The organism is Paenibacillus sp. J31P13, from assembly GCF_056269295.1.
The window spans coordinates 188,837-212,294 of record NZ_JBWDNR010000005.1; the positions used below are offsets into that span (position 1 = coordinate 188,837).

Sequence of the window (23,458 nt, forward strand, 5' to 3'; positions counted from 1 at the left end):
TATACGACAAAATTATTTTGCGTTCCTCCTCCTTTTCAAGTATGATGAGAAAAACTGAACTCATGTTCAAATTAAAGGAGTAACAACGCATGCATTCAAAAACAAGTCATTGTAAAATTGTTGATTGCACGATTCGCGATGGCGGACTCGTGAATAACTGGGATTTTAGTGTCGAGTTCGTTCAGCATTTGTACCAAAGCTTGAACGAAGCCGGCGTCGATTATATGGAAATCGGCTACAAAAACTCGCCAAAGCTTCTTAAAGGCGCCGAAAATGCAGGCCCTTGGCGTTTTCTGGACGACGATTTCTTGAAAAAAGTAATCCCGAACAAAGGCAACACAAAGCTTTCTGCACTGGTTGATATCGGCCGTGTTGATGAGAACGACATCTTGCCTCGCAGCGAGAGCATGCTCGACCTCATTCGCGTAGCTTGTTATATTCAAGATGTAGACAAGGCGTTGGAGCTTGTTAAAGTATTCCATGATCGCGGATACGAAACAACGCTTAACATTATGGCGCTTTCGAACGTAATGGAAAACCAGCTGATTCAAGCCTTTGAGTTGATCAATGACAGCGTGGTTGATGTTGTTTATGTTGTTGACTCATACGGAAGCCTGAAACCAAGAGACATGAGCTACCTTGTTGACAAGTTCCGTCAGTACCTTCCTAACAAACGTCTTGGTGTTCATGCGCATAACAATCTGCAGCTTGCTTTCGCCAACACCCTGCTTGCAGCAGAACATGGCGTTGAGCTTCTAGATGCATCCGTATACGGAATGGGCCGCGCTGCTGGTAACTGCAATACGGAGCTGCTAGTGTCTGAGCTTGAAAACACGAAATACAATGTTCGTCCTGTTCTTGATATGATCGAGAAGTTCATGGTACCTCTTCGTGAGAAGGAAGAATGGGGTTACATTATTCCTTACATGATTACAGGTATTTTGGATGAGCATCCTCGTTCTGCAATGGCGCTTCGTGATTCCGAAGACAAGGACAAAGCCGTAGAGTTCTACGATCGCCTTACAACACCTGAGGTTTCTGCACGCAAATAATAAGCGGAAATGACTTGTACCTCCCTTGGGCGGTGTGGTTTTTTTCTGTTAAACATAGAAGGGGCTGTGCCAACAGATAAGATAATCTGATGGCACAGCCCCTTTGCTTTATCTATACGTGATTTAATCCTCAAACAGCTCGCCATCACCGCGAATAGCTGCCGCTTGATGCGGTTCATTGGGATGGAAGTAGCCTCTGCCTCGAAAGCTTCGACCATTTGTTGCAGCGGCGACAAGATCGATTGCAATATCCTCGCTTTGCCCAAACCAAGCTAACAAAGCAGGGTCACTGACATCATTAATATCAATATACCAAAGTCTGTCTCCATAATCCGTAACGCGGACTAACTCCGCGGATGAGAAAGAAAGGTTTGCTGTTTGCTGTTGATACGTTATTTCTAGAGCTATGATTTCAAAAGTTTCCACGATGAAGTCCTCCTGTACAATTATTTATGCCTGTTCACCTTGAACCGTCCGTCTATCTTTATCCGATTGTAATGTTACTGATCCATTTATGCAACATTTGTAAACCAGAAAGCGTCAAAATTAAAAATACCAAAAAAAGGGGATAAAGGGATGGAGAAGGGTCATTCGTTCAAAGAGCCGAAAAAAAAGAGAATGGGCTCCAGCGTGTTCATTTGTATGTTTCTGACGATGATACTAGTGCTTAGTTCCTGTTCTTCTTCATCAAATCTAGCTTCTGAGAGTGGTCGAAAAACGGAAACGAAAAACAGCAACGCAGCAGCGGACAAAGCTATAACGGAGGAGTCGTCTGTTAGTTCCCATGAAAATCGTGTTCCGTCTATGAAAGAACCTGTCGAAGGGAAGAGTAGCGGCAAGCGCAGCTATCCCAATGCGGATGAAGAACAAACCGAACAGGCTGGACAGCTCACAGCAGGCGAGTGGGATGATCTATCAGAATGGGAGCTGTTTGGAAATTTAATAAACGGTCTGGAAGCAGATTCGGCTAAGAAAATTTGGGAATTTTGGAATTTTCAACGGATGGAGGTCATGGTGACCTCAAATGGAAAAGCAGTGTCTGATGCAGATGTACGATTGAAGGATGGTAAGGAGACGGTATGGAAGGCACGTACGAATACCGCTGGAAGAGCTTATGTATATTCAGGTTTATTCGATAAAGATAACGTGCAACAAAGCACATTAACCATTCAGGTACAATCCGGTCAGATAAGCAAAACGACGGAAGAAGTGAAGATTTCGGGTCAAGGTCCCGTCAAGGTTGAATTGGGAAGCTTGGGGGCGGAGCTGTCAGACGGCGTTGACATTATGTTTGTTGTCGACACAACGGGCTCCATGGAGGATGAACTGAACTACCTCGGGGCAGAGCTGAAGGATGTTGTTAAGCGTGTGTCGGATAAGCATGGAAATGAACTGGACATGCAAATCAGCGCGAACTTTTATCGGGATAAGAATGATGATTATATCGTAAAGCCGTATCCCTTCACGAAGGATATGAATAAAGTCATTGATCAATTCACGAAACAAAAAGCGGAAGGTGGAGGTGACTACCCAGAAGCTGTTGATCAAGCATTGAGAGACGCCATTCATGAGCATAAATGGAGCAAGGAAGCGCGAGCGCGACTATTATTTCTAGTATTGGATGCTCCGCCGCATGATGACCCGCAAATCATTGATGAGATCAAGCAGCTTACAGAGGATGCAGCGGCTGAAGGCATCCGCATTATCCCGATTGCTTCAAGCGGTGTAAGTATAGATACAGAGTATTTATTGCGTTTCATGGCAGTAGCAACGGGAGGCACCTATTTATTTCTAACCGATGACAGTGGTATTGGAGCTGAGCATTTGGAACCGGCAGTTGGGAAATACGAGGTTAAGCTGTTAAACAATTTGCTTGTCGAGGTTATCAATCGTTACGTACAGGAGTAATTGAAAATAAAAAAACGAGCCAATAAGCAAGCTTGACTGCTTATTGGCTCGTTTTGTTCTAATAGAGCTTTCCAAGTTGGTACAATACGTTGGAGAGCTTCATTACGGCATGATTATAGCAATTTTGGCGGAGTGTGAATGGTTCGCCGAAGAATGCGGGTAAAATGCCGTTTAAAGTTTGTTGCATTTTATCAAATAGCATGACGAAAACTTGCTCTTCACTTAAAAATTGCGTGTCACGGCCCTGCAGCCATTCGAAGTAAGATACGATAACACCGCCGGCATTTGCCAAAATATCCGGAATAATGATAACGCCCCGAGCAGATAGCGCTTCGTCCGCTTCACCAGTGACCGGCGCATTAGCGCCTTCAACAATAATTCTCGCTTTAATTTGCTCCACATTATCTTTACGAACTTGCTCCTCAAGCGCTGCAAGAATGAGCACATCCACGTCCAGATAAAGAACAGCCTCACGCTCTAATATCTCTGCCTTCACATTCATTTCAGCAATTGCCGCTTCAGTGGACGGCAAATCGCCTTGATGGAGCAGAGCGTAGTCCAGTAGAGCAGGAATAGAGAGCCCATCTGGATTGTACAGTGTAACGTTACGATCGCTGACGGCAACTACTTTATTTTGCAAATAGGTGCATTTATAGGCTTCAAGCGCAGCGATAGAGCCAACATTACCGAAGCCCTGCACAGCAAGTGTAAGCGGACGGTCCTTAAGAGCAAGTGCCGTTTGGACATAAGGATTCGCACTTCCTGTGAGCAAGCTGCTCTGTGCCTTCAAGAAATCATGCAGCATATAGCGGAAGGTGAAATATACACCTTTTCCGGTTGCTTCTCTGCGGCCTAAAGAGCCGCCGTTGATGACGCTTTTTCCAGTGAAGCTTCCAAGGTAAGGCTGGCCGGGATGAATGCTTTTGTATTCTGCCATCATCCAGTCCATCTCGCGCTGCCCAGTACCCATATCAGGAGCAGGGATGTCCTTGTCTGGTCCTAAAATATCACTAAAGTATTGCACGTATTTTTTGCAAATGAGATAAAGCTCTCTTGCGGAATAATTACGCGGATTGATAATAATTCCGCCTTTGCCACCGCCAAATGGAACTTCATGCAGTGCATTTTTTAACGTCATGAGGGCTGCAAGGTTTGTAACCTCTTCTTCATTAACGGATTCATGAAAGCGAATGCCGCCTTTGTAAGGGCCAAGTGTATCATTATGCTGAATGCGGAAAGCTGGAATACGAACGACGTTGCCGTTATCTAAAGTTATACGGAGAAAAGCTTTATGTACTTTATTAGGTGTTGATAAAATAGCAGCGAGTGAAAGAAAGGCTTGTTCACGCGCTTGATCCTGTAAATTTGACAAAAAGGCTTGGTCTCCCATTAAAGCACTTAATGATTGCTGTACGATGGCACCAGTTTGACTAGCCATGACTATACGACCTCCTCTGTAGTGCAAAGCTTGTATTAAGCAAAACCGCTTTCATAAAAAGGCTTCGGCGGGTACGCTTATGTAACACTTTATCATATTAATGGATTTAAACCAAAAATCCCCCATTCAAATGTTTGGACGAAATGCCAACATTCGAAAGAGGGAGCTTTTGTCGAACCTTATCAGATTAAGATAACTTTAGGAGCAAAGAGCTATGCGGGGGAAGGTTGAATGAAAGCAGCTCCAAACGTCCAAGATCCTCACGCTCCCATAAATTGCGTACATGAGGAGCATCGCTCAAGCCGAGCTCATCAAGTGATACGCTAACCGTATCCTCTAGATCGCCTGCATTGAATAATGCAACGTATAACGTGCCAGACTGCCCCTGTGAGACCCATACTATTCTTTCTCCCACACGATATAGCTGCTTGGCATTACGGCCGTTACGGTGCAGCTGGAGCACCTCTTCATTGGTTAATAATGCATTTGTCCATTCGTCGTTATCCCTCAATTCACCGCCAAACATCAGAGGCGAACGGAATATAGACCATAGGGACATCATAGTGACCTGCTCGTCCTTCGTGAATCTTGTCCAGCGATCACTTGCTCCGCCATCGACAGAGCGAATACCTAGATGGCCGAGCGGCAGCATGTCGCAGTCTGGCCAAGCGCCTTCAGTGACGTAGGGAGCCCATTTCTCGCAGCGCTCAAACATCTCGTAGAGCAAATGCCACAAGTCCCAATAATCATCAGTCATCCGCCACATATTGGCATGCTCCTTGAGCGGTGCGGCATACTCTAGCGGCGCAGGGCCAGGAGAGAGGCTTAACACCATCTTGCGTCCGCATTGCTCAATAGCTTGATGAATCAGCTTAATCTCATCCAGATGAATCCCGTATAGACGGGATGCGGCGATATCATCTACTTTGACGAAATCGACACCCCAAGAAGCGTATAATTCAAATAAAGAATTATAATATTGCTGTGAGCCATCCTTGGATGCATCGACACCATACATGTCTGTATTCCAAGGACAGATGGAGTTCGGATGAGCGATTGAGCGGGCAGTTGCCGTTGATCCTAATATTTTGGTGTCATTATGAGCCGCTTGCCTCGGAATGCCGCGCATAATATGAATGCCGAATTTCAGACCAAGGCTGTGTACGTAATCAGCCAGCGGCTTGAAGCCTTGACCATTCGCAGCAGAGGGAAAACGGGAGACAGCGGGCTGCAAGCGCGAATATTCATCCATTTCAAGCGGAACAAAAGGGCGGTATTGGGATGAGTTCGCTCCAGGCTCGTACCATTGAATGTCTACGACAATATATTCCCAGCCAAAGTCTTTAAGATGCTTCGCCATATATTCGGCGTTCCCTCGAATTTCTTCCTCCGTAACGCTTGCGCCATAGCAATCCCAGCTATTCCAGCCCATTGGCGGTGTTAATGCATATTCATGATGCGTTGATGTCATAGTAATCGTCCTCTCTTATCGTTATATTGCTCTATACAATAATCCTAAAACGAAACGACACCTCATGAATAGCACAATTTATTGCGATCACATGTAAAATATTGCTCTCTAATCGAATTGCAATCGATCGATAGATGGCAGATGCTGCGCCAAGCGGAAATCTCGAGGAGGGAAGCCGACTTTGCTTCGAAATACTTTGCTGAAGTAGCTGCTGCTGGAATAGCCGATGCTTTGCGCAATCTCCTCAACCGTTAGCTCAGTTTGACGCAGCAGTTCAACAGCTTTCTGAATCCGCAGCTTTGTTACATAATCCATTGGCGATATCCCCGTTGCCCCTGTGAATACTCTTGTGAAATAATACTTCGACCAACCAGCCGCGCTTGCGACATCATCTAAACTTTGAAGGGTATGAAAGTCATTCTCTATGTAAGCGACTGCTTGTTGAATTTGTATTGGCCAAGCAGCTTTATTTTGTTGTTGTACGCTGCTTGACTGAAAAAGCTCCATCATGAAGCGATAGATTAGCGATGAAGCTTGGTAGCTGTTTTCGATTCGATTGCCGCTGGCTTCCGCATATAAGCTGCGAAGTGACCTTACGACGGGACTGGACTGCTGAAATGAGGGAGTAACGCCAATGCTTTGAATTAGCTCGGTCCATAGCTCCTGCAGATGCTGCTGACGAATCAAAACGAAATAAAACTCCCAATGCTGGCTGGATGGGGGCAGGCAATAATGATGATCTCCAGGAATTTCAGCAAGAAAGGCCATTCCTTCGCTTATCGTATGTGTTTTATTTCCAAGTCTAAATTCGCCGCTGCCAGATACGGTATATTGAATGAGATACAAAGGACCATCAATGCGCTTTAGCCCATCCCAATAATAGTTGCTCTCCGTTATGAATTGGTAGCCTGTAGCAAACAACTGATAAAGCGGAAGCTGCGGCAGTTCTTGAAATCGGTAGCCGTATACGCCATGGGATTGCCCTTGTTGAGCCATGTGAATGGAACATCTCCTTGGTCATCTATTTGATACGCAATGATGAGACATTATCAGTAAATTAGCGTATGAAGAAGGAAGGTTGCTATTAGTAGCATTTTATAATATAAAGCAGTTCAATTTACATAGATTTGATAAAAAAGATCAAAAAAGAAGCAGGTTCCTTGTGTTAATTTGAAATAGAGAGGAGGGGGAAGCGATGGGCGGGCATATCCATGAAAAGGCAGTCAATCGATCTATTGACTATATAGAGACACATCTTACAGAGGCTATTACACTCAAGGAAGTTTCACGAAAAAGCATATTTTCAGCGCCGCATTTCTATCGTATTTTTTTATCGAAGGTAGGCATCACAGTAGCCGATTATGTTAGAAGACGCAGGCTGGCAAAGGCGGGCGTACTGCTGGCACAAACGGAGATGCGAATTCTTGATATTGCATTGGAGTTTCGCTTTCAGTCGCAAGAGGCGTTTTCACGCGCCTTCAAAAAAACATATCTTCTTACACCTCATCAGTATCGCGTTTATTCTAGAACAATAAATAAAGGAGGAAATACAATGAGTACAATTTCCAAACTACCGGGCTGGACCATTACGGGGCAATTGATTCATGAGTATGAGGTTGATTTGGATCGAACAGAGGTGCATATGGGGAGAGCTTCAGCGACCGTTAAAGCAAAGTCCGGAGCAAGTGATAGCGGGTTTGCTACATTAATGCAGATGTTCGGATCGGATCAATATCGCGGGCAAAGACTAAAGCTATCGGCTTTCGTAAAAGGGAAAAACATTACGGGATGGGCTGGTTTATGGATGCGTGTAGACCATAAAAACGGTGAAATGCTGAAGTTTGATAACATGCAAAATCGTCAGATCAAACATACGAGTGAGTGGAGTCAGTATGAAATTGTTTTGGATATTCCAGCGGATAGTCATTCCATTTCTTTTGGCGTTCTGCAAAGCGGAGGAGGCCAAGTTTGGGTCGATAATTTCCGCTTTGAAGTGGTTGATGAGAAGACGCCGACTACAGATGAATCTGTTGATGAAGCCTTGCCGGAGCAACCGATTAACTTGAATTTTGAGAATGAGATGGATTAGCGGCAGTATGAGGCGATAACAGAAACAAAAGGCACTGCCCAATCATAATTGAAGGGGCTAGTGCCTTTTGTCTTTATTACTTTTCTTCCGTTTCCGCTGAGTAGGCAATTAATGCGACTTCGGTACCGTATTGCTGAGATAATTGCTGTTCTAGCTTACGAATCGCTTCCAACGCTTCAGTGGAGTGACTTAGCTCGGCGATTCGAAAATCTTTGTCCTTCAATGGATGCAACTCCCTTCAAGTAACTCATTAATTATAGGATGATCCCCTAAGCGCATCGTTATACGCAAGATACGAAATAGAAGCCTCTTCTTTAATTATTTTTCTATTAATTGTTTAATTGTTCTTTTCGTATCGGTCTAGTAAACTTAAGCTGAGAAAATTAAAGGAAGTGGCCTCTTGAGCAGCATTTCACATAAAAAATTCAACCTTCGGTCTTTCTCCCAAAAAAGGCTTTCTTATATTTCTAAAGGTATAATACTTTCGCTTTTTTTGTTAATTGCAATACTGCTGATTATTCCCCAGCACGCTGAAGCGCAGCACGCCTTGCCTATTTATCAGGCTGTTGCCGATCAGCCGCATGATCACGCTGGGCATTCTTCATCCATGGGAACGAATATGAATAAAGCCATTACTGTATCAGAGGCAGTATTTTATACGGTAAGAATTTTGTATTATGTCACATTTATGTTGGCTGCCGGCATCATGCTCTGGTCGATTATACTGGGGAAAGATTCAACTGATACTCAGAGATTGCTCGTGAATAAATGGAGCCATCTGGCATTGCGTACGTTCCTAATTGCCGTCCTTCTATTTGTTTTTTTCCACAGCAATAGTTTGTTAAAGAGCGAGGAAGGCAGCAGCTTTGATTCATGGATAGCATTATTAACAAAAACGGAATTAGGCTATACATGGCTGGGATTGATTACGTTGTCCTTGCTTGGATTTGTCATACATAAGCTTCATGGCTCTGTTAAAATGCTTTGGGTGTTACTGCTTGCAGTGGCAGAGAGCTTTAACGGTCACGTCAGTATGCTTTCAAGTCGAATAATAGCCATTATATTGGATGCCATTCATCTGACTGCTGCTGCCGCACTATCGGGCGGCCTTGTATTGCTGCTGTTATTTTGGTTTGCTGATCGTAAGGAATCGGGACGATTTGCTGAACGATATACAAGAGTAACTTTTCTATTGCTTGTTCTTATTACGCTGAGCGGAATCGGAATGAGTATCATTCTATTGCCCTCCAGGTCTTATCTCATTTATACAAGCTGGGGAATGATGTTGATTGTGAAGGCCCTGCTTACCCTTCTCGTCGTTGGCGTCGGATTTTTGTTGCGAGCACGTGCGAAGAGGCATGAACTGCCTAATGGCAGAATGCTGAAACTGAATGTTTTTTTAGTGTGCAGCATTCTTGTTATCGTAGGTGTGTTCACAAATTCGAAACCAATTCCCCAAATGGCGCCGTTTTCTTACCATAGAATGGGCAATTCATTACACTATTCGCTGAACATAACGCCAAATGGACCGGGTCCAAATCAGGTTAAGCTTAGAGTGTGGCTGCCAGAGCAGTTAGGAGCGCCTGCAGAGGTACATTTGGAGATGCGCGAGGATGCGCATCCTCTGCGAACTCCCATTGACGTCCCTCTGCAAAGCGATTTTTCACGGGATCAGCTATCATTCCCCGGCTTTACAGAAACAGGTTATATCGCAACGAAAGTTGAGCTGCCGTCGCGTGGAGCTTGGACAGCAGCACTTATCATCATTGACCAATCTGGAGCAGAAATGCGGCAAAGCATTCCGTTCCATAATTAATCAGCAAAGAGAGGGGAGCCAAGATGTCTTATAAGTGGCTGAAATGGCTCATTTTATGGATACCGACAGTAACAATCGGATTATGGGAATATGTTAGGCATACACTGCTGCTTCCATATATATCTATGGAGCTTGGCAATATTCTCGCACCGATATTCGTATTTCTCATCACCCTAACACTATTGCGCGCATTGTTCGCGAAGCTGGAGCAGCTGCAGGAATCACTTAAGCGTGAAGGCGTCGTGAAAGCTGCTTTCGAGGAGCGCGAGCTGCTGGCGCGTGAGCTTCATGACGGCATATCTCAAACTTTGTTCATGCTCTCCGTAAAGCTGGATAAGCTGGAGAGAGCGAAATCAAATTCAGACATGCAGCAAACGACAGAACAGATCAGAGGGACAATACGTCACGTTTACGAAGATGTAAGGCAATCCATTGCTAATCTCCAAACATCACCCACGGCGGCGGATTTATCATGGATGCAGAGCATTCATCATCTTACTGCTGAAATGCAGCAAACCTATGGAATCGAGACGAGAGTGGATTGGCATATGAGTGAGGGAGTGCTTACTCACAAGCAGAAAGTGGAGCTGCTCGCCATTATGCGAGAAGCGCTTATGAATGTACAAAAGCATGCAAGAGCGAAGAATGTGAGCATCTCAGGCGAGGACGAGATGGATGACAGCGGGACAAGTAGCGGTTTATTTCTTTGCTCCATCTCGGATGATGGGACGGGTGTTGATGAAGAGAGTCTCCATGAGAGAGGCAAATACGGCTTTAAAATGATGAAGGACCGAGCAAAAGCAATGGGGTGGGAGCTGACCTTGAGCGGTAATCAGCCAAATGGAACAAGGGTTGAAATAAAAGGGAGGGGTGAGTTCAAATGACTAATAATATGAATGTCATACGCGTTTTTTTGGTCGATGATCATCCACATGGCAGAGAAGGCATGAGAGATATTGTCATGAATGACGAATCATTTTCGATTGTAGGAGAAGCGGCTAGCGGGGAAGAAGCGATCGCGATGATTCCCGATCTAAAGCCTCATCTGGTGCTTATGGATATTCATATGCCAGGTATGGGGGGGCTTGAAGCGACGCAGCGATTAAAGCTTTTGTTGCCATCTTTAAAAATCGTGATGGTGACGGTATCCGATGATATTACGCATCTGTTCGAAGCTATAAAGCGAGGAGCTCAAGGCTATTTGCTCAAAAATTTAACGCCTTCCGCATGGCTGGAATACTTACGCGCCGTCTCCCTTGATGAAGCGCCGATGTCGAAAGAGCTTGCCTTCCGTTTACTACAGGAATTTTCAGTTAGCAAACCGCAATCCGTGAAGCAGGAAGTTGCAAAATCGGTATCCCAGAATAGAAATAGTTCCTCTATGACGACTCCGCTTACGGATAGAGAAAAAGAGGTGCTTGAGCGTGTTGCCACGGGTGCTTCGAATCGAGAGATTGCAGGCGAGCTAGGGCTGTCTGAGCATACGATCAAAAATCATCTAAGAAATATTTTGCAAAAGCTTCATCTCGACAATCGCGTCCAATTGACGCGTTACGCTTTCGAGCAAGGTCTAGTTGATTAATCAACTGCTATCGAATGAAATATACTGACTCATCAATCTATGAACCGATTGGGAGAAGAGTAAATGAAGCCATTATACGGTAAGGATGCGCTAGTTCCACGACAGAAAAGGATCGTTTTTCTAGGTGACAGCATTACGGATGAGGGTACATTTATTGCATATATGGATGCCTATTTTTTGAAGCATTTACCAGAGCATGAACTCGCGCTTATTAATCTAGGTGTAAGCAGTGAGACGGTCTCAGGATTAAGTGAACCCGATCATCCTTATTGGCGTCCTTGCCTGCATGATCGTATAGATAACGCCTTGCTAGAGAGCAAACCTGACTGGGTTGTTCTTTGCTATGGAATGAATGATGGTATTTATTATCCTTTCTCTGAAGATAGACTTCGAGCCTACCAAGATGGAATGATGCTCGCAGTCGACAAGATTAAGGCAGCCGGGGCTAAAGTGATTTTGATGACGCCTCCTCCTTTCGATGCTGCATCATTTACTGGAGGAGAATTGCTCGACGCGGGACATTCTAATTATAGCTATATGATTCCTTATCGAGACTATGAGGAAGTAATGAAGCGTTACTCGGATTGGGTGCTTTCACTAGAAGGGGAGGTGGATGCGCTCGTGTCGATACATGATTCTATGCTCAATCAATGGGGGAAGGAACGCGAGATAAGCCCCTCCTATATGACAGGAGACGGTATTCATCCTAATGGTGCAGGACATTGGTTGATCGCCAAAACACTTCTTCGCGTTTTGTTTAATATAACGCTCGAGCAAACACCAGATTATGTCCTTACGCCAAATGATTCTCCTTTGTACAGGATAGTGTGGTCACGTCATCGCCTGCTAAGTGCGGCTTGGAGAGAGCATGTGGGTCATACAAATCCAGCCAAAGTGGAAGCATTATCTCTTGAGGTTGCTTGCAAAGAAGGCGATGCTATGGCTAATGAAATTAGCGAGCTTGCCGCTTCCTCACAAAATAAGCATGATGTTCGGTGGTCAGATTAGAAGGGCTTTAAACGTGTTGATTTAATGCAGGAGGGCAGAGAAGGATTCATTATCCAACCAAAAGGATTTGCAGATGACAGGCCTTGGATCTGGCGTGCAGAATTTTTTGATGCTTTCCCATATGCCGATAAGGCTTTACTAGAGCAAGGCTGGGCAATTGCGTATTATGGGATAAGTGATATGTATGGCTGCCCGGGGGCAGTAGAGCGGATGAATCATTTTCAAAACTAAGTTACGGATGCGTTTGGGCTTGCGATTCGAACCGTATTGTTCGGCTTTAGCCGCGGCGGGCTCTATGCTTTTAATTACGCAGCAGCTTATCCAGAGAGAGTAAGTGCGTTATACCTGGACGCTCCAGTACTGGACATTCTTAGCTGGCCTGGCGGTAAAGGCGAAGGAGCGGGATCAGCTCAGGAATGGGAGGGGTGTCTGGCTGTTTATGGATTAACAGAGGATAGTGCGCTTTCCGCTAGTTGTTCTCCCATTCACAAGGTGGAGGGGGTCGCAGCCGCCAATATTCCAATCATAATGGTAGCCGGCGATTCCGATGAGGCTGTTCCGATCAAGGAAAATGCGCTCCTCCTTGAAGAGCGCTATCGCATTCTGGGAGGGAATATTGAAATGATCGTGAAGCCAGGGGTCGGCTATCATCCGCATAGTCTTGAACAGCCGGAGCCGATCGTTTCTTTTATCCTCAACCAGTTCGCTTAGCAGGCTGGATGTGAAATTGGAATTTAGCAGTGCTCATATTAATTGAGTAGATTAATTGATTAGATAAATTGATTATATTAATTGACTAAATTAAGAGGCCGCTCCGTTCGCTAAAGACGAATAGGTTGCGGCCTGTTTTATTTTTAGCGGGATAGAGGAATCCAAATTAGATTAGTTACATTAGTGTGATTGGTCGAAATTAGACGCTAAACTGGTAGGTCTAGCGTAGGTTAGCTTCATATGATGAAGCTAAATGGTCTTGCTATAGGCATAACTGTGCAGATATGGTTGATTAGTTTCATTTGTTGAAATTAAAAGGTAAAATAATTCGGATTAGCATGGAATAGTTTCATGTTATGAAGCTAAATAGAGTTACTAAAGGAATAACTGTGGGGAAAGATTCGTTTAGTTTCAGTAATTAAAATTAATGGGTGAAATAGTTTGGATTAGCACGGTATAGCATCATAATTTGAAGCTAAATGGAATTGCTAAAGGTATAACTATTTGCCAAAGCCATAACTATGCGGAAAGAGAAAAAATCGCTTAGTTTCAATTATTGAAACTAAGCGAAAGAAGTGATTGGAATAGTATTGGATAGCTTCATATTTTGAAGCTAATTGGTCTTGCCATAGGTTTAACTGTGCAGATTTGGTCGGTTAGTTTCAGTTATTGAAATTAAAAGGAAGAATAGTTTGGATTAGCACGGAATAGCATCATAATTTGAAGCTAAATGTTCTTGCTAAAGGTATAACTGTGCGGATATGATCGAATAGTTTCAGTTATTGAAAGTAATAGGTAAAATAGTTCGGACTAGCATGGGATAGCATCATATTATGAAGCTAAATGGATTTGCTTGCTAAAATCATAACTATGCGGAAAGATAAAAAAATCGCTTAGTTTCAGTTATTGAAACTAAGCGATAGAAGAGATTGGAATAGTGCGGGATAGCTTCATATTTTGAAACTAATTGGTCTTGCTATAGGCTTAACTGTGTGGAAATGGTCGATTAGTTTCAGTTATTGAATTTATAAGGTAAAATAGTTCGGATTGGTAAGGGATAGCATCAAAATTTGAAGTTAAATGGATTAATTAAAGTTATAACTGTGCGGAAAGAGAAAAAAATTGCTTAGTTTCAGTTATTGAAACTAAGCGAAAGAAGTGATTGGAGTAGTACGGTATAGCATCGTAATTTGAAGCTAAATGTTCTTGCTATAGGCTTAACTTTACGGATATGGTCGATTAGCATCAGCAAATGAAATTAATGAAGGCCATGCAAGACGTGATCATGCTTTTACATCATAAAATGATGCTAAAAATCTTACGATTACTCCATCCAAAACCCATCATTCATTAATCCAAAAGCAATCTTACAATTACTCCAAAAGCAATCTTTAGATTACTCAAAAGCAGCCTTTCATTCAAAAACAATCTTCCCATTACTTCAAACGAAACGCCACATCAATCTCCTTGATCCTCGCATCCTCCATATGAATGATCTCTCCGATGCACCTTGCATCGATAATAGCTTTGGCGCTATACTCGGCAACTTCGAGCCGATCAAAGGTGTTGAGCAGGGATTGTCCCGTTACGATGACGCTGTCGTTTTCGGCAATAACGATAGGTGTGTTTTCTTGGAAAAGCTTCGCCGCCTCCTCTGGCATCGTGTACAGATTACCGTGCGGGAGCTTAGGGATATTTCGCAGCAAAATGTAGCTCTCGGGAATGGTTCGCGAATCCAATACCTCCTTAGTGACCGAGAAAGCCATTACATTTGGCGGATGTGCAATAATGACGGAATTGACATGCGGCTGAGTATTATAGATGGCTTGATGAAACATAACCGATCGACTTGGTGTCTTGCCTTCTTCCTTACGGCCCTTATCGATTCTGACCAGGTCACCCGGCTCCAAATATTTTCGATCCATATCGTATGGTGTAATAATGAATGAGTGCTCATCTATTCGCTGCGAGAAGGTTCCGTGTGTGCTGGTGAATAGCTGCTGATCATAAGAACGGTGAATAAGCTTGCACATTTCTCTGCGTGCTTCCTTTTCTAAACTGCTATAAGCTGTGGGATTGAATTCATGCAGCAGCTCATCTCGCGTATCCATGAAATGCTCCGTTGCTAACGAAATCGGCTGCCCGATTCGGCTTGCTTGAATTTCGATGCGAGCTGTAAATTCCAATGTCTCAAACCGCTGAAAGGCTTGGAATAGATTCTCTCCGCCGACGACAACACCATGATTCTCAAGTATCACTGAGTTGAAGCCTTCCTCGAAAATATTCGCGATGTTCTCTCCAAGCTCCATACTTCCCGGCAGGCCATATTTGGCCATGCCAACCTCACCGCATATGAGGTGATCATGGGGCAAAAGATGAATATTAGGCACCTTTCGTACCATACTGAAAGCAACCAAAGCAGGTGGATGAGCGTGAACGACAGCCCGTATATCCGATCTTCTGCTATAAATAAGTTTATGAAATGGAAATTCGCTTGAAGGCTTATGATTTCCTTCGATCGTTCCGTCCGCTTTTACGCAGACGATATCCTTACGTGTAAGCTCTCCTTTATCAATGCCCGCTGGTGTGATCCACAGATCACCATTGTCATCTAAAACAGATAAATTCCCGCCTGATGTCGTTGTCATGCCGTATTTATAAATTCTCTCCATCATCATGATGATTTGATCGGAAGGATGCAGCAGCTCAAATTGCATTAAAAGACCTCCTGAATGATTATTTATTTTTGAATCGGTTTGTTTATCTTTATTTTATTCTCTTTTATTATATTTTGAAGTGATATTGATCACAACTAAGAATCAGTTATAAAGTCTTATAAGAGGAAAGGTTTCCGTTGGAAATGTTGTTGTCTGCAAAATTTTCTTTCGAGCATATTGTATATTCATTAGATATTGCCATGAAAAGGCGTGTTTGTTGTTGCAACGCATCAGCAGTTTGCATATAATAAAGATTAATGTTTGATAATCGACTAAAGCGATGATGGAGAAAAGTACGCAGTGCTTTCGCACAGGGAGAAGACACCGTTGATTGAGAGTGTCTTTGTGAAAATAGGCTGCCGAAGTTCACTCCGGAGCAGACACCTGAACCGCCGCAGCAGGCTGGCGAGAGTAGGGAGTGTCCGGTTCCCGCCGTTATGGGGCTAGAGGAATAGCAATCCGCTGCTATATTTATGTGATAACCAATGAAACATAGGTTAGATCAAGAAGCAGTTAGGCGCGTTATTCAAATTAGGGTGGTACCACGGTTCTTTCGTCCCTTCAGGGAGAGAGGGCTTTTTTTTGTGTCTTGAATGCTGAAAGATGATATGGAGGCGAAGAGAAATGAAGGAAAGATTGGAAGGGCTGCGCGTCGAAGCGCTTCAGGAGCTTCAGCAAGTGGAGAACCCACAGCAGCTTAATGATTTACGGGTAAAATATTTAGGTAAAAAAGGTGCATTGACTGAGATTCTACGCGGCATGGGTGGACTTAGCGCGGAAGAGCGTCCGATTATCGGTCAGGTTGGCAATGATGTTCGCGCAGCGATTGAGTCTGTTATCGATCAGAAGCAAAATGCTTTCCAAGAAGCAGAAACAAACAACCGTCTTCTTGCTGAGACGTTGGATGTGACACTTCCAGGCAAAGCGCTGCCAGTCGGCTCGATTCATCCTCTGAATAAAGTTACGCAAGAGATCGAGGATATTTTCATCGGTCTAGGTTATACCATTGCAGAAGGTCCTGAGGTTGAGGAAGATTACTATAACTTCGAAGCATTGAATCTGCCAAAAAATCATCCAGCACGTGATATGCAGGATTCGTTCTATGTGACAGAAGATATTTTGATGCGTACGCAAACTTCACCTGTACAGGTTCGCACGATGAAAGCAATGAACGGACAAACGCCTATAAAGGTTATTTGCCCAGGTAAGGTTTATCGCCGTGATGATGACGATGCAACACATTCCTTCCAATTCAATCAAATCGAAGGTCTTGTTATCGGCAAAAACATTCGGATGAGCGATCTGAAAGGAACGCTTCTGCAATTCGTACAGCAAATGTTTGGCGCACAAGCGCAAATCAGACTTCGTCCAAGCTTCTTCCCGTTCACTGAACCTAGCGCAGAGGTTGATGTATCCTGTGTGCAATGCGGCGGCAAAGGCTGCCGGATGTGCAAGCATACAGGCTGGCTTGAAATTCTCGGCTGCGGCATGGTTCATCCGCGTGTATTGGAAATGGGAGGCTATGACCCTGAAGAGGTAAGCGGCTTTGCATTCGGTATGGGCGTTGAGCGTATCGCGTTATTGAAATACGGCATTGACGATATTCGTCATTTCTATACGAATGATCTGCGGTTCTTGGGCCAATTCGGGAGAATGTAGCAAAGAGAGAAGGGAAGAAGAGAAATGAATGTATCCTATAAATGGTTAAATCAATATATCGATCTATCCGGCTTCACAGGAGCTGAGCTTGCGGAAAAAATGACGCGCGGCGGTATTGAAATTGATGTTGTGGAATCACGCAACAAAGGCGTTACCGGCGTTGTGGTCGGTTATGTGAAGTCGAAGGAAAAGCATCCGGATGCGGATAAGCTTAATGTATGCAAAGTAGATGTCGGTACGGACGAAGAACTTCAAATCGTTTGCGGCGCCAAAAATGTCGATGCTGGCCAGCTCGTGCCGGTTGCTGTAATCGGAGCTGTTCTACCTGGCGATTTCAAGATTAAGCGTGCTAAGCTGCGCGGCGTTGAATCTCAAGGAATGATCTGCTCAGCGAAGGAGCTGGGCTTGAATGAAAAGCTGCTCCCTAAGGATCAACAAGAGGGCATTCTTGTTTTGCCAGCTTCTACGAAAATCGGTACGCCAATTAATGAAGTGCTTGGCATTGATGATGAAGTGCTTGAGCTTGATTTGACACCTAACCGTTCAGATTGCCTAAGCATGATTGGTGTAGCTTATGAGATCGGTGCATTGACTGGGCGTGAGGTTCGTTTGCCAGATGTAACAGTGGATCACTCTACTGTAGCAGCCGACACTCTAGTATCTGTTAGCATTAGTGCGAAAGAGCATTGCTCGCATTATTCCGCTCGTTATATCAAAAATGTGAAAATCGCTCAATCTCCTTTGTGGCTGCAAAATAGATTGATCGCTGCAGGTGTTCGTCCCATCAATAATGTTGTTGATGTAACGAATTACGTTATGCTGGAATACGGTCAACCGCTTCATGCATTTGATGCAGACCGTCTACCAGGCGGGAAAATTGATGTTCGTCTAGCTAAAGAAGGCGAAACGCTTGTTACATTGGACGATCAAGAACGCAAGCTAGAGCCGCATATGCTTGTTATTACAGATGGCACACAGCCGATAGCGCTCGCTGGTGTTATGGGTGGAGCAAGCACGGAGGTAACAGGCGAGACCGTTAACATTTTGCTGGAATCAGCTAAATTTGATGGCGGTACCGTTCGCAAAACGTCGCGTCAGCTTGGACTCCGCTCGGAATCAAGCATTCGCTTCGAGAAAGAAGTTGATCCGGCACGCGTGATCCCGGCTCTGAATCGTGCAGCTTCGCTTATTGCAGAGCTGGCTGAAGGTTTAGTTGCAGAAGGAATTGTTGAGGTTATTGTTGCTGATGCTCAGCCATCCAAAGTGAATGTTACGTTAGAGAAAATTAATGGATATCTGGGAACTGAGCTTTCTAGACTTGAAGTAAAAACGATTTTTGATCGTTTGCATTTCACGTATGAGCTATCGGACAGCAATGAATTTACAGTTAATGTGCCTTCCCGTCGCGGAGACATTACTCGTTCTGTTGATTTGATTGAAGAAGTGGCTCGCTTGTACGGCTACGATAATATTCCAACAACGCTTATTCATGGCGATGTAGTGCCAGGTTCTTTAACAAAACCGCAAATGATCCGTCGCGAGCTGCGCAAGCGTCTTACAGATGCAGGACTGCATGAGGTTGTTAGCTATTCGTTTACTGGTCCTTCTCGGACGAAGCTGTTCCCTGCACTTGCCGAGAATACACATCCTGTTAAGCTTGCCATGCCGATGAGTGAAGATCGCAGCGTGCTGCGTACAACACTAATTGCACAGCTTCTAGAAACGGCGGCTTATAACCGTAATCGGAAAAATGAATCTGCTTCTTTGTTTGAGATCGGCAGCGTGTTCCATACCCACGAAGAGCAATTGACACATTTGCCGCAGGAGAAACATCGTTTTGCAGCGCTATTGACAGGCAATCGCTCAGACGCACAATGGAATGCGAAAGCGACTGCGGTTGATTTTTACGATGCGAAGGGTATTTTGGAAACGGTATTTGCTGTACTAGGTTTAACAGCGAGCGTAACATACGAAGCAGCGCAGCCGGAACATTTCCACCCGGGCAGAACAGCTGCTGTTCTTATTGATACGTTGAATGGACCAACAGTCATTGGTTATGTTGGACAATTGCATCCTGCCCTTCAATTGGAAGAGGATCTTGCAGATACGTATGTTCTCGAAATCGGACTTGACCTGCTCTATGAGCTAGCAAGCTCGGATATCAAATATAAGGTGCTTCCTCGTTATCCAGCAATGCAGCGTGATATCGCTGTAGTCGTTGATCAAGAGGTAGCAGCAGGCAAGCTGACCGATACAGCATGGCGTATTGGAGGCGAATTGCTTGAATCAGCGAAAATCTTCGATGTTTATACAGGAGAGAAGCTCGGTGCAGGTAAGAAGAGTGTTGCTCTATCGCTTGTTTATCGTCACGGAGAGCGCACACTGACAGATGAAGAGGTAACTGAGCTTCATGGCAAGGTTGTAGCAGAATTAGAACAATCTTTTGGAGCAGAATTACGTAAGTAGGCAGGAAACCTTCAAAGCCGCATCGAAATAGTTCCTAGTGAGCTACGATGCGGCTTTTTTTCTTCAAATATAAGACATTATTGTTTATTTATTAGTAATAATGCTTATATTTTACCGAAAAATGAAGGTTGCCCTATCATTTGATAGCGCTAGCCGTATTCGATTGGCTCTACTTGGATACTAGGAGGATTCGCCTTAATGGATGCTGAACAAACGGTTGTTACGGTTGATATATATGGAGTGCAATATAAACTAAAAGGTCATTCAAATGTAGAATATATGAAGAAGGTTGCAACAGCAATCGATGACAGCATGAAAAAGCTGGCGAAAGGCTACCCAAGACTTGATATGCCGAAGCTTGCCGTACTCTCCGCTGTGCAAATTACAGAGGAAGTTTTCCGGCTGCGTCGCGAAAATATAAGGTTGTTGGAAGAGGAAGCGAAGCTGGCTCTTTTACTGCCTCAGCTTGAGCAGCTTAGCTCACAGACGGAAGCGCTTCAAGCAGAGGTCGTGGAAACAAAGAGAGCAGCCGAAGAATTGCTGCAGGCTGCGAAGGCGAATGCAGAAGCAGAGTTTGCTGAGATGCTGGCGCTTGCAAATGAACAAGCGGCTGCTCAGCAAGCAGCGGCTGCAGAAGCAATGAAAGCTCAAGAGGAAACGATTGTTCGGCTTACTAGTGAGAATGTGGAGCGGCTTGCTGCTCTTCGAAATAAGAAGGAAGAGGAGCTTACTCAGCTTCGAAATAAAAAAGAAGCTCAAATCGCTGAGCTGAAGCTTCAAAAGGAAGCAGAGCTATCCGAACAAAATCGTATTAGTGAAGAGAAGCTGAATGAACTTAAGCATGCAAATGAAATACAGCTGACTGAACTTTTGGGGCAAAAGGAAGCGGAACTGCTCGAGCTTGAGCAGCTTAAACTAGCTGAGATCTCCGAGCTGGAACGTGCGAGTAAAGAACAGATTGCTGAGCTTGAGAGAGTAAAGGGAGAGCAGCTTGATTCCGTCGTGCGGGAGAAAGAAGCTCAGCTTGCTGAATTAACTGCCAAAGGAACACAAGCGATAGCAGCGCTTACAGAAGAAAAAGATAGCAAGATTAATGAGCTTGAAGCAAGCTGGCAGAGCAAATGGGATGAGCGTGAACAGAGCTGGTTAACGAGTGCAGAAGCGGCCGAGCTCGAGCTTAAACGTCTGAATGAAGAACGGGAGCAAGCATGGAAGGTGGAAGCGTCAGAGAAGGAGCAAGCCTTCCGTGCCGACCTTGAGCGTCGCAGAAATGGGTGGCTGGAGGAGCGAAGCAGACTGCAAACACAGATTGCCGAGCTTCAACAAAATTGGAATGCGGATAAAGAAGCTGCAGAACAGCGGATAGCATTAGCTGACGAGCAGCTATTGCAAGCGATGGAGCAGGAGGAATCCTTCCGAACCTCCTATGCGCAGCTAGAGCAGGATCATGAAGATAAAGAAGAGGCATTCAAGCAATTGAGTACTCAACTAGAAGAAACTCAAAATCAATTGGAGAAGCTGGAAGAGCATAATCGTCTCACTGCTCTGCAATTGGAGGAACTAGAAGTGAAGCTTGTGCAGGAGCGCAGTCATGTGTCTGCTGCAGATAAGCGAGCAACAGAATTACTGCTTAGACTGAAGGAAGCACAGGAACTAGAGCAGCTACAAGAGCAAAGAGCGCTTCTGCTTGAAGGGCAGCAAAAGGAACTTGAGGAGCAGCTTTTGCAAACTGAATTAGAGAAGGAAGAACTGGCGCTTGCACGTAAAAAAGAAGCTGACGAGCATGTAACGAATCTTCGGATCGAGCTTCAAAAGCAGCAGGATACGCTGCAAGAGCAGTTTGATATTGCATTGCTATCCCTTCAACAAGAGAAGAACGAACAGCTTCAAGCCATGCGCCTGGAGCATGAAGAACAACTGAAACTTGTTGAAGCGGAGAATGATGAATTATTTAAAGGACTGGCAGCTGAGAGCAGCCAGCGTTACGAGCAAGCGGTTAGCGATCGTGACAAGCGTTATAACGATTTAATTGCTGAACATGAGGAACAGCTTGCAACGCTTACTGCCCAATATGATGAACAAAATAAAGCTCAGTCTGCTCATTACGAACAAGAGCTAGCAGATCTGGTCAGTCAATATGAAGAGCAAAGCAAACAGCTGACAGCTCAGTACAACGAACGAAATGAAGCGACAGCTAGGGAATTAGAAGAGAAAATGAAGGCGCAGCAAGCTGAATTCGATGATTTATTCAACGGGCTGGCTGCTCAAAATGAGGAACAATTGAAAGAGCAAATGGCTGCATATGAAGAAACGTATAATCAGCTGGCTGTCCAGAATGAAGAACAGAGCAAGCGACAAGCCGAACGGCAAGAGGAGATCGCGAAGCAGGTTATCGCTCAGTATGCAGAGCAGCAGAAGCAACAAGCTGCAAATCATGAAGAGCAGCTGCTGCAGTTGCGTCATGATTATGAAAACACGATTCGCAAGCTGCAATCTCAGCTGGAGGAAATCGAAGGTATCGCAGCATCTGCTGCGCAGAGCGAGCAGGCTTTGAAAGCGGAGTTGGATAAACAAGCGCAGAGCGAGCAGGCTTTGAAAGCTGAGTTGGATAAACAGGCTCAGAATAAAAAGGCACTGCAAGCAGAGCTGGATAAACAAGCGCAGAATGAGAAGGCGTTGCAAGCAGAGCTGGATAAACAAGCGCAGAATGAGAAGGCACTGCAAGCAGAGCTGGATAAACAAGCGCAGAATGAGAAGGCTTTGAAAGCAGAGCTGGATAAACAAGCACAGAATGAGAAGGCGTTGCAAGATGAATTAGATAATCTAGGCATTAGAGAGCTTGAGTTAATGGAGCAGCTTGAGGTAACAGCTGCACGTGAACGGATTACAGCTCAGCAGCTTGATGTTGCAGCAGCCCGTGAACGTGAACTGAATGAGCAGTTGAAAGCTGAGCAGGAACAAGCGGAGCAAGCAGCCGCGCAAGCGAAGCAGCTTGAGCGGGAAATAAAAGATCGCGAAGCTGAGGAAGAGGCGCTGCGCTCTCAATTGGAGCGTGAAATGGGCGAGGCTGCTGCTGCATCAGAGCTGCTATTGATGGAGCATTCTTCTATGCTGGAAATGGAGCGAGATGAAGCCATTAGCAAGCTAGAGCTGCTGGCACAAGAACGAGACGAAGCAGCTCACCAACTTGAGCAGTTGGCACAAGAACGAGACGAAGCAGCTCGCAAACTTGAGCAGTTGGCAAAAGAACGAGATGAGGCAACACGCAAATTTGAGCAGCTGGCAAATGATCGTGCTGAGGCAGCACGTAGGCTGGAAAAGCTGGAAGATGAGCGTAATGAAGCGGTGCTTACAACGGAATCGCTGCAATATGAGCGAGACGAAGCCGCCCGTTCAGCAGAAAGACTTGCTGAGGATCATTCGGATTTGCTAGAGGAGCATCATAAGCTTAAAAATGAGTATTCGAAGCTGCAAACCGAATACAACGAGTGGATTGAGCTAATTGAGCAAAGCTAGAAATAAAGATTAGTGTTTCAACAAG

At 44.7% G+C, this 23,458-nt stretch carries 18 protein-coding genes and 1 other annotated feature; of the genes, 12 read left to right on the forward strand and 6 right to left on the reverse strand.

The window, feature by feature from the left end; genetic code table 11:
* The first annotated feature begins 89 nt into the window (after nucleotides 1–89).
* Nucleotides 90–1,052 carry an aldolase catalytic domain-containing protein gene (locus AC0YOD_RS18130; RefSeq protein ID WP_475800728.1) on the forward strand — a complete coding sequence of 321 codons (963 nt, stop codon included), beginning with the start codon at nucleotides 90–92 and terminating at the stop codon, nucleotides 1,050–1,052.
* Nucleotides 1,053–1,175: 123 nt separating this feature from the next.
* Here the strand turns inward: AC0YOD_RS18130 and AC0YOD_RS18135 are convergent, their stop codons facing one another.
* Nucleotides 1,176–1,478: a hypothetical protein gene (locus AC0YOD_RS18135; protein WP_475800729.1), complete on the reverse strand. Its 303-nt coding sequence runs from the start codon at nucleotides 1,476–1,478 to the stop codon at nucleotides 1,176–1,178.
* Between the two features lie 150 nt (nucleotides 1,479–1,628).
* Between AC0YOD_RS18135 and AC0YOD_RS18140 the strand changes: the two genes are divergently transcribed.
* Nucleotides 1,629–2,960, forward strand: coding sequence for a VWA domain-containing protein (locus AC0YOD_RS18140; RefSeq protein ID WP_475800730.1), 1,332 nt, complete (start codon nucleotides 1,629–1,631; stop codon nucleotides 2,958–2,960).
* 58 nt (nucleotides 2,961–3,018) lie between these two features.
* Here AC0YOD_RS18140 and AC0YOD_RS18145 read toward each other — a convergent pair whose 3' ends face one another.
* The 3 genes from AC0YOD_RS18145 to AC0YOD_RS18155 form a co-directional block, all read right to left on the reverse strand.
* Nucleotides 3,019–4,398: a Glu/Leu/Phe/Val family dehydrogenase gene (locus tag AC0YOD_RS18145; protein WP_475800731.1), complete on the reverse strand. Its 1,380-nt coding sequence runs from the start codon at nucleotides 4,396–4,398 to the stop codon at nucleotides 3,019–3,021.
* Nucleotides 4,399–4,585: 187 nt separating this feature from the next.
* Entirely contained in the window at nucleotides 4,586–5,869 is a 1,284-nt protein-coding gene (locus AC0YOD_RS18150) for a glycoside hydrolase family 27 protein (protein ID WP_475800732.1), read from the reverse strand.
* 108 nt (nucleotides 5,870–5,977) lie between these two features.
* The gene (locus AC0YOD_RS18155; protein WP_475800733.1) at nucleotides 5,978–6,865 is read right to left on the reverse strand and encodes an AraC family transcriptional regulator; all 888 of its coding nucleotides are present in this window, start codon (nucleotides 6,863–6,865) and stop codon (nucleotides 5,978–5,980) included.
* Between the two features lie 199 nt (nucleotides 6,866–7,064).
* Here AC0YOD_RS18155 and AC0YOD_RS18160 point away from each other — a divergent pair, with 199 nt between their 5' ends.
* On the forward strand, nucleotides 7,065–7,958 hold the full coding sequence (locus AC0YOD_RS18160) for a helix-turn-helix domain-containing protein (RefSeq protein ID WP_475800734.1): 894 nt from the start codon (nucleotides 7,065–7,067) through the stop codon (nucleotides 7,956–7,958).
* A 76-nt stretch (nucleotides 7,959–8,034) separates the two neighbouring features.
* Here AC0YOD_RS18160 and AC0YOD_RS18165 read toward each other — a convergent pair whose 3' ends face one another.
* Nucleotides 8,035–8,181, reverse strand: a complete 147-nt coding sequence (locus AC0YOD_RS18165; protein ID WP_475800735.1) for a hypothetical protein — start codon at nucleotides 8,179–8,181, stop codon at nucleotides 8,035–8,037.
* Between the two features lie 270 nt (nucleotides 8,182–8,451).
* Here AC0YOD_RS18165 and AC0YOD_RS18170 point away from each other — a divergent pair, with 270 nt between their 5' ends.
* From AC0YOD_RS18170 to AC0YOD_RS18195, 6 genes are all read left to right on the forward strand, one after another.
* Nucleotides 8,452–9,774 (forward strand): copper resistance D family protein, encoded by a 1,323-nt coding sequence (locus AC0YOD_RS18170; protein ID WP_475800736.1) that lies wholly within the window; start codon nucleotides 8,452–8,454, stop codon nucleotides 9,772–9,774.
* A gap of 23 nt (nucleotides 9,775–9,797) precedes the next feature.
* Complete coding sequence (locus tag AC0YOD_RS18175; protein ID WP_475800737.1) at nucleotides 9,798–10,658, forward strand: sensor histidine kinase; 861 nt, start codon at nucleotides 9,798–9,800, stop codon at nucleotides 10,656–10,658.
* Nucleotides 10,655–11,356: a response regulator gene (locus AC0YOD_RS18180; RefSeq protein WP_475800738.1), complete on the forward strand. Its 702-nt coding sequence runs from the start codon at nucleotides 10,655–10,657 to the stop codon at nucleotides 11,354–11,356. The genes AC0YOD_RS18175 and AC0YOD_RS18180 overlap by 4 nt, the downstream gene beginning before the upstream one ends.
* A gap of 63 nt (nucleotides 11,357–11,419) precedes the next feature.
* Complete coding sequence (locus AC0YOD_RS18185; RefSeq protein ID WP_475800739.1) at nucleotides 11,420–12,364, forward strand: SGNH/GDSL hydrolase family protein; 945 nt, start codon at nucleotides 11,420–11,422, stop codon at nucleotides 12,362–12,364.
* Nucleotides 12,365–12,388: 24 nt separating this feature from the next.
* Entirely contained in the window at nucleotides 12,389–12,595 is a 207-nt protein-coding gene (locus AC0YOD_RS18190; RefSeq protein WP_475800740.1) for a hypothetical protein, read from the forward strand.
* A gap of 36 nt (nucleotides 12,596–12,631) precedes the next feature.
* Nucleotides 12,632–13,075 carry an alpha/beta hydrolase family protein gene (locus tag AC0YOD_RS18195; protein ID WP_475800741.1) on the forward strand — a complete coding sequence of 148 codons (444 nt, stop codon included), beginning with the start codon at nucleotides 12,632–12,634 and terminating at the stop codon, nucleotides 13,073–13,075.
* Between the two features lie 1,436 nt (nucleotides 13,076–14,511).
* On the opposite strand, the gene AC0YOD_RS18200 is transcribed toward AC0YOD_RS18195, so the two are convergent.
* A complete protein-coding gene (locus AC0YOD_RS18200) occupies nucleotides 14,512–15,792 on the reverse strand; it encodes a class II aldolase/adducin family protein (RefSeq protein WP_475800742.1) in 1,281 nt (426 codons plus the stop codon).
* A gap of 271 nt (nucleotides 15,793–16,063) precedes the next feature.
* Nucleotides 16,064–16,356 (forward strand) — a binding site (T-box leader).
* Between the two features lie 60 nt (nucleotides 16,357–16,416).
* Between AC0YOD_RS18200 and pheS the strand changes: the two genes are divergently transcribed.
* From pheS to AC0YOD_RS18215, 3 genes are all read left to right on the forward strand, one after another.
* A complete protein-coding gene (pheS, locus tag AC0YOD_RS18205) occupies nucleotides 16,417–17,451 on the forward strand; it encodes a phenylalanine--tRNA ligase subunit alpha (protein WP_475800743.1) in 1,035 nt (344 codons plus the stop codon).
* Between the two features lie 24 nt (nucleotides 17,452–17,475).
* Nucleotides 17,476–19,917 (forward strand): phenylalanine--tRNA ligase subunit beta, encoded by a 2,442-nt coding sequence (gene pheT / locus AC0YOD_RS18210; RefSeq protein WP_475800744.1) that lies wholly within the window; start codon nucleotides 17,476–17,478, stop codon nucleotides 19,915–19,917.
* A 198-nt stretch (nucleotides 19,918–20,115) separates the two neighbouring features.
* On the forward strand, nucleotides 20,116–23,433 hold the full coding sequence (locus AC0YOD_RS18215; protein ID WP_475800745.1) for a hypothetical protein: 3,318 nt from the start codon (nucleotides 20,116–20,118) through the stop codon (nucleotides 23,431–23,433).
* Nucleotides 23,434–23,458 lie beyond the last annotated feature (25 nt).